The 15762-nt window shown below is 63.2% G+C and carries 13 protein-coding genes, 1 tRNA gene and 2 pseudogenes; 12 read left to right on the top strand and 4 right to left on the bottom strand.

What is annotated here, in order from left to right:
- Positions 1-335: 335 nt before the first annotated feature.
- A pseudogene (locus IPM06_15835) lies at positions 336-416 on the top strand (adhesin).
- Between the two features lie 470 nt (positions 417-886).
- On the opposite strand, the gene IPM06_15830 reads toward IPM06_15835, so the two are convergent.
- A complete protein-coding gene (locus IPM06_15830; GenBank protein ID MBK8771888.1) occupies positions 887-1528 on the bottom strand; it encodes a LysE family translocator in 642 nt (213 codons plus the stop codon).
- A gap of 139 nt (positions 1529-1667) precedes the next feature.
- Here IPM06_15830 and IPM06_15825 point away from each other — a divergent pair, with 139 nt between their 5' ends.
- Complete coding sequence (locus IPM06_15825) at positions 1668-1943, top strand: HU family DNA-binding protein (protein MBK8771887.1); 276 nt, start codon at positions 1668-1670, stop codon at positions 1941-1943.
- A gap of 207 nt (positions 1944-2150) precedes the next feature.
- Here IPM06_15825 and IPM06_15820 read toward each other — a convergent pair.
- Positions 2151-2226 (bottom strand) — tRNA-Val (locus IPM06_15820).
- A 46-nt stretch (positions 2227-2272) separates the two neighbouring features.
- On the bottom strand, positions 2273-3514 hold the full coding sequence (gene sbmA, locus IPM06_15815) for a peptide antibiotic transporter SbmA (protein MBK8771886.1): 1242 nt from the start codon (positions 3512-3514) through the stop codon (positions 2273-2275).
- 129 nt (positions 3515-3643) lie between these two features.
- On the opposite strand from sbmA, the gene IPM06_15810 reads away from it, so the two are divergent.
- From IPM06_15810 to IPM06_15800, 3 genes are all read left to right on the top strand, one after another.
- Entirely contained in the window at positions 3644-4558 is a 915-nt protein-coding gene (locus IPM06_15810) for an SAM-dependent methyltransferase (GenBank protein ID MBK8771885.1), read from the top strand.
- A gap of 119 nt (positions 4559-4677) precedes the next feature.
- Positions 4678-6006 (top strand): mechanosensitive ion channel, encoded by a 1329-nt coding sequence (locus IPM06_15805; GenBank protein MBK8771884.1) that lies wholly within the window; start codon positions 4678-4680, stop codon positions 6004-6006.
- A gap of 62 nt (positions 6007-6068) precedes the next feature.
- Positions 6069-6449 carry a RidA family protein gene (locus tag IPM06_15800; GenBank protein ID MBK8771883.1) on the top strand — a complete coding sequence of 127 codons (381 nt, stop codon included), beginning with the start codon at positions 6069-6071 and terminating at the stop codon, positions 6447-6449.
- Position 6450: 1 nt separating this feature from the next.
- Here IPM06_15800 and IPM06_15795 read toward each other — a convergent pair whose 3' ends face one another.
- A complete protein-coding gene (locus IPM06_15795; GenBank protein ID MBK8771882.1) occupies positions 6451-6927 on the bottom strand; it encodes a hypothetical protein in 477 nt (158 codons plus the stop codon).
- Positions 6928-6951: 24 nt separating this feature from the next.
- On the opposite strand from IPM06_15795, the pseudogene IPM06_15790 reads away from it, so the two are divergent.
- The 7 genes and pseudogenes from IPM06_15790 (at position 6952) to dnaE (ending at position 15759) form a co-directional block, all read left to right on the top strand.
- Positions 6952-7770: pseudogene (locus IPM06_15790) on the top strand (arsenical-resistance protein).
- Positions 7771-8083: 313 nt separating this feature from the next.
- Positions 8084-9409, top strand: a complete 1326-nt coding sequence (locus IPM06_15785; GenBank protein ID MBK8771881.1) for a proline--tRNA ligase — start codon at positions 8084-8086, stop codon at positions 9407-9409.
- Complete coding sequence (locus tag IPM06_15780; GenBank protein ID MBK8771880.1) at positions 9406-10716, top strand: lipoprotein-releasing ABC transporter permease subunit; 1311 nt, start codon at positions 9406-9408, stop codon at positions 10714-10716. The genes IPM06_15785 and IPM06_15780 overlap by 4 nt, the downstream gene beginning before the upstream one ends.
- A complete protein-coding gene (locus IPM06_15775; protein MBK8771879.1) occupies positions 10713-11396 on the top strand; it encodes an ABC transporter ATP-binding protein in 684 nt (227 codons plus the stop codon). Before IPM06_15780 ends, IPM06_15775 begins: the two co-directional genes overlap by 4 nt.
- 1 nt (position 11397) lies before the next feature.
- Positions 11398-11757: a lytic transglycosylase domain-containing protein gene (locus IPM06_15770; protein ID MBK8771878.1), complete on the top strand. Its 360-nt coding sequence runs from the start codon at positions 11398-11400 to the stop codon at positions 11755-11757.
- Positions 11758-11819: 62 nt separating this feature from the next.
- Positions 11820-12260: a hypothetical protein gene (locus tag IPM06_15765; GenBank protein MBK8771877.1), complete on the top strand. Its 441-nt coding sequence runs from the start codon at positions 11820-11822 to the stop codon at positions 12258-12260.
- Positions 12261-12339: 79 nt separating this feature from the next.
- Positions 12340-15759 (top strand): DNA polymerase III subunit alpha, encoded by a 3420-nt coding sequence (gene dnaE, locus IPM06_15760; GenBank protein ID MBK8771876.1) that lies wholly within the window; start codon positions 12340-12342, stop codon positions 15757-15759.
- Positions 15760-15762: the final 3 nt, after the last annotated feature.

Below are 15762 nucleotides of genomic sequence, written 5' to 3'. Positions count from 1 at the left end.
TGAAGAATTTTCCGTATTTTCCGCAACGCGTTTCACAAAACGTGAATCCCGGCGCGAAAAAGAAATCCGTTTCTTCCGTATTTTCCTCTTCCCGCCAAGGCTTGGGTGAGAGGCGGCACCTTACCCTGAGGTCATTGCCGGGATGGCTGTGACCGCGAACGTGACAAACGGGAGCCCACAGCCACCTGGTGCAACACGAAGGAGACCATGTCATGAAAACTTTGTCTTACATTGTTCCGGCGGCATTTGTGATTGCTCTTGCCGCAACCTCCCCAGCGGGTGCCGGCGGGTTGAAAGACACACTGGGTGGCGTGAAGGGGATCGTGGATCACACAGTCTCCGGCGTGACCGGTGCGGTGGGTGGCGTCACGGGTGCCGTGGGCGGCACAGTTGGCGGTACGGTGGGCGGCCTCACCAAGACCGTGTCGACCACAACGACGTCGCTCACCGGCGGGCTCGTCAGCACCAATATCAAGATCGACAAGCTGACGCTCAACAACATCGATGCGCGGCTCTCCGTGCTGAGCGACAAGAAGCTGTTGAAGCTCTGCCTCTCGACCGGCGCCAGCGGCTGTGGTGATGCGTCGCGCGCCAAGCGCATCAGCCTCATCGATGCGCGGCTCAAGCTGCTCTCGGGCAAGAAGTTGCTGGCCCTGTGCGTGTCGATCGGCGGCTCGTGCGGCGGTGGCGGCAAGGGAACCGTGCCCGGCGGCAATCCGCATACGCCCCGCTCCCACACGATTGCGTCCAGCAGCACGGATCGCTGCCGCGTGCATGTGAACTGGGATACGGGCTGCCCCGTGTTCCGGCAGGACTGACCTGACGGACTCCCGGGAGGTGCGCCCACCCAGAGGTGCGCATCTCCCGGGTCATTCGTTGCGGGGGCTCAGCGCCCCTGTGTCATGGCGATCTTGAGGGCGAAGAAGGCAAAGACGCCTGCGAAAGAATAATCGATGCCGCGCAGAACCCTGGGCCGCGCCTTCAGCCACACCACCACCTTTTCCGCTCCCCAGATGAGCAGCGCAGCCAGCGGCGTGTTGATGACGACGAAGTAGAGCCCGAGGAAGAGCAATTTTCCCGCCACGTGGGGATCTGTGGCGGAGACGAACTGCGGCAGGAAGGTGATGAAGAACAGCACGACCTTCGGGTTGGTGAGGTTCACGGTGGTGCCGAGGATGAAGCTGGAGAGGGCGCTTGCTGGTGGCAGCGCATCCGTCTTCACATTGAGGGACGAGCCATTGCGGATGGCATCCACCGCCAGCCACAGCAGGTATAGCGCGCCCACGATCTTGAGGACGGTGAAGGCGGTGACAGAGGCCGCAATCAGCGCCGAGACGCCGAAGGCGGCGAGCAGCGTGTGGACGACGCAGCCCATCTGTGTTCCGGCCATGGCGGCGATCCCCGCCCGGCGGCCCGAGACCACCGTGCGGGAGAGCCAGAGACTCATGTCCGGCCCCGGGGTGATGAAGAGCAGCATGGAGGCCAGGGTGTAGGTGATGAAGGTGGTGAAATCCGGCAGGAATGTCATGGATTTACAGTTGGTTGCAGTTGGTTGTTGAAGGCCTGCGGGAAGGCCACGGAATACTTGCGAATCTCCCGCGTTCCGATTCAAGGTGGGGTACGGCAGGTGTGTTCGCGTTCCCTTTCCTTACCGGAGTGCTGCGCTCATGAACAAGAGCGAACTCATTGCCAAGGTTGCCCATGACACGAAGCTGACGCGCGGCGAGGCTGAGGAGGTCGTGGAGTCGACCATCGAGAACATCATTGAAGCGCTGAAGGGCGGCGACGACGTACGCCTCATGGGGTTCGGCGTCTTTACCGTGACCCGCCGCAAGGGCGGCGAGGCGCGCAACCCGAAGACGGGCAAGGTCATCAAGATGCCGGCCTCCAAAAGGGCCCGGTTCAAACCTGGGAAACTTTTGAAGGAGGCCGTGAACAGCTAGCGCGACGGTCATGGAGTCGGGCGGTCACTTCCGCCGGGGCCAGACATGCGCAGGGGACCAATCGAAGCAACAACTGCACACATACATCAGCCCCGCACGCCCTCAGAAACGTGTGGGGCATTTTGTTGGGCGGAGTGATGATGATGGTCCATCGCGCCCATGCGAAACGTTCGCTGCGCAGGCTGCGCCGGGATGCCGGCACCGGCGTGGTGGGCGATGAGAGACTCGAACTCCCGACATCTTCGGTGTAAACGAAGCGCTCTACCAACTGAGCTAATCGCCCGCCCTGCGCGGTGCTTACTGAGTGTGTTGCCGGAAGGCAAGCGGGCTCAGGTGTACCTCACGCCATAGTCCTCATCTGCCTGTAGGTCGGCGTTGCCGGTGACGGCGGCTTCGAAGGTGCGCAGGCGCTTGTAGATCGAGATCAGGTCGATGATCGATGTCCACGAGTTCACGAGGAACTGGAAGGACGTGCGCACCTGGTCGAAGGCGTTCTGGATCTGGTTGAGCGGACCGAGCGTGATCTTGCCTGCGACGATGGTGGGCAGCATCACCAGATAGGGGAAGATGTTGTCGGTCTGCAGGTACACGATGCGGCCGACGTTGAAATACATGTAGTGGAAATAGAGACGGAAATAATTCTTGCGGACATTCTCGAACAGTCCCGCCAGCGTGGGCGGCTGGGCGCGGTTGGCATCATCCTCGCCGTAGACGAGTTCCTTGCGGTAGGCGGCTTCCACGCGCTGGTTGGCAAAGTTGAGGCCCGGCAGCTTCACCCCGATGAGGGCCAGGAAACCCGTGCCGAAGAGTGACCACAGGATGGAGGCGGTGACCAGCGGATAGGGTATGGCGCCAAGGATCGGCACTTCCGAAACAACGCCCTCCAGCTTGTGCAGCACGGGGAGGAAGGCGATGAGCGTCATGACGGCATCGAGCAGGCTGACGCCGAGGCTCTCCATGGAGGTGGCGAAGCGCATGGTGTCTTCCTGCACGCGCTGCGAAGCGCCTTCCACCTTGCGCAGGCGCTGCCAGTTGTCGGTGTAGAAACCGTTCATGGCCATGCGCCAGCGGAAGACATAGTGGCTGACGAAGAAGCGCGTGAGCACCGACATGATGACGGCGACCAGCGCGATCTGCATGAACACCAGAAGCTGCGCACCGAATTCGCCAACAGTCACGGGCCTCGTCTTGGCAAGGGCCGCCTGCAGGAGATCGTAGAAGGGGCCGTACCAATCGTTGATGGCGACGCTCACTTCCACCTGGAAGTAGGTCACGAAAATGATGAGGGCGCTGCCCAGCACGGACCAGGCAAACCAGGGCTGGGGCGAGAGGGCGCGCCACACGGCGGCGAAGATCGCGACGACAATCGCATAGTAGAGATAGAACCAGATGAACGGCTTGGACCAGAAGACGCTGACGCCAATCACTGCCTGTTCGCCAGGTTGCAGCCCGTAGCCGATGCTGGCGCCGACGCCTTTCCAGACGAAGAACCAGAAGAGGACGGCGGCGAGGCCATAGAGTGCAGCCGACCAAAAGAAGGCCCTCGGGTTGGGGAAGAAGGACGTGAACATCAGGCGAATCTTTCTGTTGCCGGGCAAACGACGCCGGACCATAGGCGGGGGGCGGGGCGAGCGGCAACTGACAAGATTTTTAGCGTGGAGCGAAGCGGAATGCGATTTCCGGGGGAATTGGATGCAGCGGTGGACAGCTGGCTTGAGGGGCGGCGGCAGGGCCTTGGGGCGCGGACTGCCGCACTGAGCGCTACATATCACAAGGGGAAAGGCTCCGGAGGCGTCGACCTTGCGGCTTATCTTACGGCGCGGCTTCCGGCGACCTATGCCGTCAATGCGCGGGTGATGGAGGAGGTGGCGGCGTTGCGGCCGGGCTTTGCGCCCGTCTCTCTTGCGGACATCGGAGCGGGTCCGGGCACGGCGGGGTGGGCGGCGCTGGCGCAATGGCCATCGCTCTCGGCCGTTGAGCAGGTCGAGTCTTCGGCCGCCTTTGCCGACGTGTTGCAGGCGATGAATGCGGCGAGTGGAATGCCGGCGCTGGAAGGGGCGACGGTGCGGCGTGAAAACGTGACGCAGTGGGCGGGGCCTTCGCGCGATGTGGTTCTTGCATCCTATGTGCTTGTGGAATTGCCGGTTGCGGCTGTGCGCGATGTGGTGGTGCGGCTTTGGGCGGCGGCGGGACAGATGCTGGTGCTGATCGAGCCGGGCACGCCGGAGGGCTTCGCGCGCATGCGTGTGGCGCGTGAACTGCTGCTGGGGCAGGGCGGCGTGATCGTGGCACCATGCACACATCACGCGGCCTGCCCGATGACAGGGAGCGACTGGTGCCACTTCAAGGAGCGCGTGCAGCGGAGCCGCGCCCACATGCATGCCAAGGGCGCCACCGTGCCGTTCGAGGATGAGCCGTACAGCTACCTTGTGGTGGCGCGGGAGGCAGAGAGCGCACGCGCGGTTGCCCGGGTGCTGGCGCCGCCGGAGGTGAGCAAGATTGGCGTCGGGATGAAGCTGTGTTCGGCGGAAGGGCTCACGCGTCCCGTCGTGCCGGCGCGGGACAAGGCTGCGTACAAGCGGGCGAAGAAGGTGGCGTGGGGGGATGTTGTGTAGCGCCCTCATGCAGGCCGTCTCCCGCGGATTTCCGTGAGCTGCTCGCTTAAAAACGGGTGACGGAACAGGAGCGGGCGCGTGTGTGCAGAGTGTGCTTGCCCCCTTGGCGAGCAAATGACATGACATCCGCCATGACCATCGACATCATTCAGGCCAAGGCCCTGGCGTGGCTGGCCATCCTGCAGGGGTGGCTCGCGTCGCCGCAGTTCTATGCGCAGGTGATCGCCATCGTGGCGGCGTGGATTGCGGCCAAGATCGTGGCGCGCGCGGTGATACGCCGGGTGGCGCTGTTGCGCGAGGAGCCGACGGAGGGGCGGTTCCTGCGCTACCAGCGGCTCGCCTTCTCGTGCCGCAGCCTGATCGAACCCGCGCTGTTCGTGGTGGTGTTGATGGTGGCGGCATCGGTTGCCGATGCGGCGCTCGGATCATCGTGGCTGATCCGCATCGCGCAGAGCCTGGCGCTCATCCGCCTGCTGCATGCGGTGATCATGCGCTTCCTCACCCATCCGGTGATCAACGCCGCGGCGCGGTGGATCGGGCTTCCGGTCGCGGCGATCTACGCGCTGGGCTACTTCGACCAGTTCACCGCGGCGCTGGATTCGGTGGCCTTCGCGGCTGGCAATATCCGCATCTCGCTGCTGGCGCTCTCGAAGGCCGCGCTGTTCGGCGGCATTCTGTTCTGGCTGGGACGGGCATCGTCCACCGCCGGACAGAAGGTGATCCGCGACCAGCAATCGGTCGACGTGCAGACGCGCGAACTGGCGGCGAAGGCGCTGGAACTGATGGTCTTCGCGATCGTCGGGCTGCTGCTGCTCAACATTCTCGGCCTTGATCTTACGGCCCTTGCGGTGTTCGGCGGTGCGCTTGGCGTGGGGTTGGGCTTCGGCTTGCAGCAGATTGCCGCCGCCTTCATTTCCGGCATCATCCTGCTGCTGGAGCGGTCGCTGAAAATCGGCGATTATATCGAACTGGAGAACGGAAAGCAGGGCACGCTGACGCAGATCAACATGCGGGCGTCGATCCTCTCGACCTTCGACGGCAAGGACATCAACGTCCCCAACGACAAGTTCATCACCACGCAGTTCATCAACTGGACGCATGCGGATACGCGGCAGCGTTATGAGGTGGCCTTTGCGGTGGCCTATGATACCGACCTGCACGAAGTGCCGCCGGTCATCATCAAGGCCGTATCGGCGCATCCGCAGGTGCTGAAGGAGCCCGAGGCGCCGGACGTGGAGTTGCGCGACTTCGGTGCGGCAGGGGTCAATTTCGCCGTGGAGTTCTGGGTGGACGGGATAGATGACGGCAAGAACAAGTTCACCTCGGAAATCCGTTTCATGATCTGGGATGCCCTGAAGAAGGCCGGAATTTCCATGCCGTCCACCGTGCAGGAAGTACGGATGGTGACAGGCGGGACTGGCGCGGGCACACACAAGCGCAAGACGTGACGGCATTCGTGGCCGGCAGCTGCACCCCGGTGCGAGGAATGAATGAAAGTGAGGAACGACACATGACACGCAGATTGATTTCATCCGGATCCAAGTTCGAAGGCGAGATCGGGTATTCGCGAGCGGTGGTGCAGGGAGACTGGTGCTTCGTGTCGGGGACGACGGGTTTCGACTATGGGACCATGACGATTTCCGACGACGTGGCCGAGCAGGCGGAGCAGACGTTCAAGAACATTTCCGCGGCGCTGGCGCAGGCGGGGTTCTCGCTCTCCGAGACGGTGCGGGTGCATTACCTGCTGCCCGACATCGCGGACTTCGAAAAGACATTCCCCGTGCTGAAGAAGTGGCTGGGCGACATTCGCCCTGCCGCCACGGCCTATCAGGCGGCGCTTGCCGACAAGCGGATGAAAATCGAAATCGAAGTGACGCTGTTCAAGGGCTGAGTTAGCAGCAGGCCTTGCCGCCGGGGGCGGGGGTGCAGCAGGCGCTTGTGCGCTTCTGTTCCTCCAGCCAGCGGTCGCGGGGCTTGCAGCTGGCGGGGCGGGGCACGAGCTGGCAGTGAAGGTCTTCGCCCGAACGTTCGGGCGTGCCGGCGAAATACAATTGCATGGGGCGAATGGCATCGCTCACTTCAAAGGTGAGCCGGGCCGTCAGGTCGAGTGCCACATGGTCCGTGACCTTGCGGAGGATGGCGGCAAATTTCGCGGCCTTCATGTGGGCGCGGTCTTCATGGCCATCCAGCAGCTGCACGAAAATTTCCGTCCATGCTTCCGGATTTCCGCCGCAGTCGAGCGCGGCGAACTGACCGCTCTTGACCTCGGTGATGTGGTAGCCGGGACGGATGGCGTTTCCGTCATAGTGGAACACCAGTGGGCATTCGCCGTGGGCCGCGAGTGTGGCCAGCAGGCCGCCGATGGTCATCTCGGCTTGGGCCGGGTGAAGGAGCACTGGCGGGGGATTGGCGTGACACTGTTCATCAACTGGGGTGTCAAGCCGTTCTCCATGGCACTTCTCGGCTGGTACTTCGTGGGCCATCTCTTCCGGCCGCTGCTGCCGGCGGACCAGATCGAATCCTATATCGCCGGATTGATCCTGCTTGCCGCTGCGCCGTGCACGGCCATGGTGTTCGTGTGGAGCAACCTGACGAAAGGCGAGCCGCATTTCACGCTGTCTCAGGTGGCGCTGAACGATACCATCATGGTGTTTGCCTTTGCGCCGATCGTGGCACTTCTGCTGGGGTTGTCGGCCATCACGGTGCCGTGGGCGACGCTGGTTCTTTCCGTGGTGCTCTACATCGTGGTGCCGGTGCTGGTGGCGCAAGCGGCACGGATGGCGCTGCTGGCGCGGGGAGGAATCGTTGCAGCGTCTGCTTGCGCGATTGGCGCCCCTGTCACTGGTGGCGCTCTTGGCGACGCTGGTCCTGCTGTTCGGGTTTCAGGGGCAACAGATCCTGGCGCAGCCATTGGTCATTGCGCTGCTCGCGGTGCCTATTTTCATTCAAGTCCATTTCAATGCCGGGCTTGCCTATGTGCTGACCGGATGGTGGGCGAACAGCATTGCGTGGCGGGGCCATCGGCACTGATCGGGGCCAGCAACTTCTTTGAACTGGCCGTTGCGGCGGCGATCAGCCTGTTCGGTTTCAATTCGGGTGCTGCGCTTGCGACTGTGGTGGGCGTGCTGATTGAAGTGCCGGTGATGCTGAGCGTGGTCGGCATCGTGAACGGCTCGCGCCACTGGTATGAGCGCCGCGCGCTGGCGCGCTGACAAGAAAAAGGGGGCTTTCGCCCCCGTCAGTCCCGTTCTTATGAATTGCGCCTTTGCGACGCTTGTCCGGATTTCACGAAAACCATTCCTGGCTTCCGGCGACCCGCCCTCCCCAGACCTGGGACATGCCATTGGCATGCGGCCCTTTTTTCATTGCATGGCAGACTAGCCATATTTGCGTGGCTCCGCCAAGGGGAATATTTATGCAGGGTGAGCTGAGCTGTCCATCCCCGCCCGGCAGGGCTGTGCTTGAGTTCATGCTGCAATTGCGTAAAAGGGCGCGGAACCAAGATTTTTCAGTGGATTCTCCGACATGCGCCTGTCCCGCTATTTCATGCCAATCCTTCGCGACGACCCGAAGGAAGCCGAAATTGTCTCCCACAAGCTGATGCTCCGGTCCGGAATGATCCGGCAGGAAGCGGCGGGCAGCTATTCGTGGCTGCCGTTGGGATTCCGGGTGCTCAAGAAGATCGAGCAAATCGTCCGCGAGGAACAGAACCGGGCCGGTGCCATCGAGGTGCTGATGCCGACGATCCAGTCCGCCGACCTGTGGCGCAAGTCCGGGCGTTATGACGCCTACGGCAAGGAAATGCTGCGCATCAAGGATCGTGGCGACCGCGAGATGCTGTTCGGCCCCACCAACGAGGAGATGATTACCGACATCTTCCGGCAGGGCGTGCAGAGCTACAAGGACGTGCCGCGTAACCTGTATCACATCCAGTGGAAGTTCCGCGACGAGGTGCGCCCGCGTTTCGGCGTAATGCGCGGGCGTGAATTCCTGATGAAGGATGCCTATTCTTTCGACCTGACGCGGGAAGCCGGCCAGCACAGCTACAACAAGATGTTCGTGAGCTACCTCAAGACCTTCGCGCGCCTGGGGTTGAAGGCCGTGCCGATGCGCGCCGAGACAGGCCCCATCGGCGGCGATGACAGCCACGAGTTCCTGATCCTCGCCGAGACGGGCGAGAGCGAGGTGTTCTTCGACAAGGGCTTCCACGACATGGACTGGGGCGCCTTCGAAATCGACTACGACAATGTGGAATCGGTCTCCAAGGTGGTGGACGAGTTCACCTCGAAGTACGCCGCGACCTCCGAGATGCACGATGCAGCCGACTACGAACAGCGCGTGCCAACCGACCGCCGCGTGACGGGGCGCGGCATCGAGGTGGGTCACATCTTCTTCTTCGGCACCAAGTATTCCGAACCGCTGGGCTGCCAGGTGCAGGGCCCGGACGGCAAGATGGTGGTATTGCAGTCGGGCTCCTATGGCATCGGCGTGTCACGACTGGTGGGCGGCATCATCGAGGCGAGCCACGACAAGGACGGCATCATCTGGCCGGAGAGCGTGGCGCCGTTCGACATCGGCCTCATCAATGTCAAGTCGGGCGACGCCGAAGCGGATGCTGCCTGCGACAAGCTCTATGCGGGGCTTACCGCCAAGGGCAAGGACGTGCTCTACGACGATCGCGGCCAGCCGGGCGGCGCCAAGTTCGCCACCATGGACCTGATCGGCCTGCCCTGGCAGGTGATCGTCGGCCCGCGCGGGCTGAAGGACGGCGTGGCAGAAATCAAGAACCGCAAGACGGGCGCGCGCGAGAGCGTGGCGCTCGACAAGGTGGTGGAGAGGTTGGCGGGGTGACCCAGCCACTGCCCGATACCCGGCCCTTTGCCGCCTTCGAGTGGAAGCTGGCGTTGCGCTATTTGCGGGCGCGGCGGAAGGAGGGGTTCATCAGCGTGATTTCGCTGTTCTCCTTCCTCGGCATCATGCTGGGCGTGGCGACGCTGATTGTCGTCATGTCGATCTTCAACGGCTTCCACAATGAATTGCTGAGCCGCGTGCTGGGTTTCTCTGGGCATGCCTCCATCTACAAGCCGGACCTGACGCCGATCGAGGATTTCGTTGTGGTGCGCGACAACATCGTGGCGCTGCCCTTCGTGAAATCCGTGGTGCCGCTGGTCGAGGGGCAGGTGATGGTGTCGTCGATCAAGACGGCGTCGGGGGCGCTCATCCGTGGCATCAGCGAGGATGACATTGCCCACCTGGCGAGCATCAACAATGACAAGCTCTCGACGGCGCTGGGGCAGGTGGGTGTGCTGGATGCGGTGCCGAGCTGGAAGGGCTTCGACAAATCGGAAGGTATCGCCATCGGACAGCGCATGGCGTGGAAACATCAGGTGGGCCTCGGCGGCACGATCACGCTGATCGCGCCCAACGGACCGGAAACGGTGATCGGATCGACGCCGCGCATCCGCGACTATACGGTTGTGGCGATCTTCAACATGGGCATGTCCGACTATGATGAGGGCGTGGCCTATCTGCCGCTCAACGAGGCGCAGGATTTCTTCTCCACCGACACGGGCGTGACCGGCATCGAAATAAACGTGGACAAGCCCGACAACATCGCGGCGATGGTGGGCGACCTGGCGAAGGCGGCGGGCTCTGGCCTGATAGTGCAGACGTGGCGCGACCGGAACCAGGCGTTCTTCACGGCGCTCACGGTGGAACGCAACATGCTGTTCATGGTGCTGACCATGATCATCCTCGTGGCGGCGCTGAACATCATTTCGGGCCTCATCATGCTGGTGAAAGACAAGGGGCGCGACATCGCCATCCTGCGCACCATGGGTGCGACGGCCGGTGCGATCCAGCGTATCTTCTTCATCACTGGCGCCGCCATTGGCGTGATCGGCACGCTGGCGGGCGTGGTGCTGGGCATGGTGATCTCATACTATGCCGAGCCGATCCGCCGCGGCTTCCAGTGGATCTCGGGCGTCGATCCTTTCAATCCCGAACTCTATTACCTCAGCCGCCTGCCGAGCGAGATTGACGTGAACCAGACCTTCTGGATCGTGCTCATGTCCATCGGCCTGTCGTTCCTGGCGACTCTTTATCCGTCGTGGAAGGCAGCAAGGCTCGATCCTGTCGAGGCGCTGCGTTACGAATGAGCCTGAAACCTGCCCTTGAACTGCGCAACGTGACCCGCACCTTCGGCGTGGGCGAAACAGCGCTGACCATTTTCCGCAACCAGTCGCTGACCATCCGGGCCGGCGAGGTGGTGGCGCTCATCGGGCAATCAGGCTCCGGCAAGTCGTCGCTGCTGCACATGGCGGGCCTGCTGGAACGGCCCACCACGGGTGAGGTCCTGATCGCCGGGCAGAATTGCACGCAGATGAACGATGCGGCCCGCACGCGCGTGCGCCGGATCGGCATCGGCTTTGTCTATCAGTTCCATCACCTGCTGCCGGAATTCTCGGCGCTGGAAAACGTCATCATGCCGCAACTCATCGCAGGCGCGAGCGAGAAGGCGGCGACCTTGCGGGCCAATGATCTGCTGGGGCGATTGGGCCTGAGCAAGCGGGCGACGCACCGGCCTGCGGAAATGTCCGGCGGCGAACAGCAGCGCGTGGCCATTGCGCGGGCACTCGCCAACCGCCCGCTGCTGCTGCTGGCGGACGAGCCCACGGGCAATCTCGATCCCGGCACGGCGGAACTGGTGCATCACGAATTCATGCGGCTCATCCACGATGAAGGACTGGGGGCGCTGATCGCCACCCACAACATCGAGCTTGGCCGGCGCATGACACGCCTCGTCCATCTTGAGGGCGGGCAATTGGTCGAAAGCTGAGATGGCCTGGCGCGTTGCCACCGCCGCCACGCTTCTGGCCGCTCTGCTGGTGGATCAGGCCGCAACCGCCGCCACGCCCAAGCCGAGCCGCGAAGAATTCGCCAAGACGGTTTGCACCGCGGCCGAACAGCGGGCCGGGCAATATGCACTGTCGCCGCAGTTTCTGGTTCGTCTCCTGTGGAAGGAAAGCATGTTCGACCCCAATGCCGTGAGCCCGAAGGGGGCGCAAGGGCTGGCGCAGTTCATGCCGGCCACCGCCGACCGCCGGGGATTGGCCGACCCGTTTGATCCGATTGCCGCCGTGGGAGCGTCGGCCAGTTATCTGGCGGACCTCAAAAAGAATTTGGAAACCTCGGCTTAGCGGCAGCTGCTTACAATGCGGGTGAAGAGCGGGTGCGGCGCTGGAAGGCGGGCACCGGGGGCATGCCGCTGGAGACACAGGATTATGTGGCCTTCATCACCGGCAAGGACGTGGACGCCTGGAAGGAGGCTTCCGCCGCCCATGCCATTCCCGCCGTGGGCGAGGGCAAGGACGTGGTGGATGACTGCGTGAAGCTGGCGCTGCGCCTCAAGACACCCAATGGCAGCGGCGTTCGCCTTGCCAAGCGGCGGCCCTGGGGCGTGCTGCTGGCCCAGCATTTCAACCAGGGACAGGCTCTGGCCATGTACAGCCGCCTGAAGGTGCGGGCACCGCAGGTGCTTTCGGCCACGGAACCCATGGTGATCCGCAAACGCAACCTGTCACGCGGCAGCCGGGCCATGGCGCTGGTGATGGTGGGGGCCGATAGCCGGGGTGCCGCCGACGGCATCTGCAGCCGCCTGGGGTCGCTGGGCGTGCCATGCCGGGTGATGAAAACCCGTTGATAGCGGGGTGAGGGGGAGGTGGCCCTTTCCGCGCTGTGCTAGACTGGCGGCCTGTTGAACCCGGACTCAATTCCACGCCATGCCCGCGCCCCGCTTCATCCATCTTCGTGCCCATTCGGCCTATTCGCTTTCGGAAGGCGCGTTGCCGATCAAGCAGATGGCGGCGCTGGCGGTGCGGAACCACATGCCGGCGCTGGCCATTGCCGACACGGGCAACCTGTTCGGGGCGCTGGAATTCTCCGAGGCATTGGCCGAGAAGGGCGTGCAGCCCATCATCGGCATCACGCTGAAGGTTGATTTCGGCGGAGCAGAGCCGAACCGGGCGGGCCTCAAGAGCCATCCCTCCATCGTGCTGCTGGTGAAGGACGAGGCGGGCTATACCAACCTGATGCGCCTCGCCAGCCGCTACTACCTCGATGTGGCGGCGACGGATGAGCCGCATGTGACGTGGGCGCTGCTGGAACAATCAGCGGACGGCCTGATCTGCCTGTCGGGCGGGCCACAGGGTCCGCTGAACCAGGAACTGGTGCAAGGGCAGATGCACCACGCGGAAGACATCGCGGCGCGGCTCAAGGGGCTGTTCGGCGACCGCTTCTACATCGAACTGCAGCGCCACAGCCTGCCTGAGGAGCGCGCCGCGGAGACGGGGCTGATCGAGATCGCATATGCGGAGGGTATTCCGCTGGTGGCGACGAACCAGCCTTACTTCGCCACGCCTGATGACTTCGCGGCGCATGATGCGCTGATCTGCATTTCCGAGGGCGAAGTGATTGCGACGGAAGACCGCCGCCGCCTGACGCCCGAGCATTACTTCAAATCGCAGGACGAAATGGCGGCGCTGTTTGCCGACATTCCGGAGGCGGTCGAGAATACCGTGGAGGTGGCCCAGCGCTGTGCCTACCGCGTGAAGGGTCGCAAGCCCATCCTGCCGCGCTTCGGGGATGGTGACGAGCCCGAGGAATTGCGCCGGCAGGCCTTTGCAGGGCTTGAGGTGCGGCTGGAGACGGGCGGCCTTGCGCCCGGCATGACGCGGACGGACTACCAGCAGCGGCTGGAATTCGAACTCGGCGTCATCATCAAGATGCAATACGCCGGTTACTTCCTGATCGTGGCCGATTTCATCAAGTGGGCAAAGGCACAATCGATTCCGGTGGGACCGGGCCGCGGCTCGGGTGCAGGTTCGCTCGTCGCCTATTGCCTCACCATCACCGACCTTGATCCGCTGCGCTTCAACCTTCTGTTCGAGCGCTTCCTCAACCCGGACCGCGTGTCCATGCCCGACTTCGACGTGGACTTCTGCCAGGACCGCCGCGACGAAGTGATCACCTACGTGCAGAAGCGTTACGGCACGGAAAACGTGGCGCAGATCATCACCTTCGGCAAATTGCAGGCGCGCATGGTGACGCGCGACGTGGGACGCGTGTTGCAGATGCCGTATGGCCAGGTGGACCGCCTGTCCAAGATGATTCCGAACAACCCGGCCAATCCCATCCCGCTGGGCAAGGCGATCGAGAGCGAGCCGCGGCTTCAGGAGGAGCGCGACAAGGACCCGCTGGTGGCGCAGCTCTTCGGCATCGCGCTGAAGCTGGAAGGGCTCTACCGCAACGCCTCCACCCATGCCGCCGGTGTGGTGATCGGCGACAGGCCGCTGGAACAGCTTGTGGCGCTCTACCGCGATCCGCGTTCGGGGTTGCCGGCGACGCAGTTCAACATGAAGTATGTCGAGAAGGCCGGACTGGTGAAGTTCGACTTCCTCGGCCTCAAGACACTGACGGTCATCGACAAGGCACAGAAGCTCATCCGCCACCGGCTGCCGGATTTCGACGTGGGCAAAATCCCGCTCGACGACAAGGCGACCTTCGACATGCTGGCGCAGGGCGAGACGGTGGGCGTGTTCCAGCTGGAAAGTGCGGGCATGCGCGACGCCGTGCGGGCCATGCGTGCGGACCGCTTCGAAGACCTGATCGCGCTGGTGGCGCTCTACCGGCCGGGCCCCATGGCGAACATCCCCACCTATTGCGCGCGCAAACTGGGCAAGGAACCGGTGGAATACATGCACCCCGTGCTGGAGCCGATCCTGAAGGAGACCTTCGGCATCATCACCTACCAGGAACAGGTGCAGCAGACGGCGCGCGACATGGCGGGCTACAGCCTGGCGCAGGCCGACCTCCTGCGCCGCGCCATGGGCAAGAAGATCAAGTCGGAGATGGACGCGCAACGCGCCGTCTTCATCCAGGGTGCAACGGAGCGCGGGCATTCCGAGGAGCTGGCGAACGCGGTGTTCGATGCCTGCGCGAAGTTCGCCGAATACGGCTTCAACAAGTCGCACTCCGCGCCTTACGCCTACATCAGCTATCAGACGGCCTACTTGAAAGCGAACCATCCAGTCGAGTTCATCGCGGCATCGATGACGCTCGACATGGGCAACACCGACAAGCTGATGATCTTCCGCGAGGAGGCGATCCGCAACGGCATCCGCGTGATGTCGCCGTCGGTCAACGACAGCGGCGTGGATTTCGCGGTCAGGGGACGGGATATCCTCTATTCCCTGTCGGCATTGAAGAACGTGGGCGCGGGCGCCATCGAGCAGCTTGTGGCGGTGCGGCGCGAGGGTGGGCCGTTCCGCTCGCTCAGCGATTTTGCCAAGCGGCTGGATTCGAAAGTGCTGAACAAGCGGGCGCTGGAAAGCCTTGTGAAGGCGGGGGCGCTAGATTGCATCAACCCGCACCGGGCGCAGGTTTTCAACGCCATCGACGGCATCATCTCGCTCTCCAACCGCTCGGCCACGGAACAGGCGGCGGGGCAGAATGATCTCTTTGGCGGCGGTGCCGCGAAGGGCGCGGAAGAACTGATCCTGCCCGCGCGCGACGGCTGGCTGCCCATGGAGCGGCTGGCACAGGAATTCGAAGCGGTCGGCTTCTATCTGTCGGGGCATCCTCTGGACGAATATGCCAAGGTACTGAACCGCATGGGCGTGGAAAGCTACGCGAGCTTCGTGGAGAAGGTGCAGACTCGCGGTACGTCCGCGGCCAAGCTCGCGGGCACGATCACCCACAAGCAGGAGCGCCGCTCCAAGGCGGGAAACCGCTTTGCCTTCATCGGCTTCTCCGATCCCACGGGACAGTTCGAGGCAATCTGCTTCTCCGATACGCTGCAGGCGGCGCGTGACCTGCTTGAACCCGGCACCTCCGTCATTGCCCGCATCGAAGCGGACGTGGATGGCGAGGAGATCAAGCTCCGGCTGCAAAGTGTGGAAAACCTGGAAAAGGCGGCGGCTTCAGCCGTGTCCGGCATCCAGATCTTCATCCGCGATGAGAAGCCCGTGGAGTCCATCGCCAAGCGTTTGCAGCCCGGCGGCAAGGCGCCGGTCCGCATTACGCTCATTGGCGACACGGGCCGTGAGATCAATATCTCGCTCGGCAACAAATTCGTGGTCACGCCACAGGTGCGCGGGGCGTTGAAGGCCGTGCAGGGCGTGATTGACGTGCAGGAGCTCTAAGGG

The sequence above is a fragment of the Hyphomicrobiales bacterium genome (assembly GCA_016710435.1).
Lineage (GTDB): Bacteria > Pseudomonadota > Alphaproteobacteria > Rhizobiales > Aestuariivirgaceae > Aestuariivirga.
Note: the sequence above shows the minus strand (reverse complement) of the source record. Positions and strands in the feature narration are given on the sequence as shown.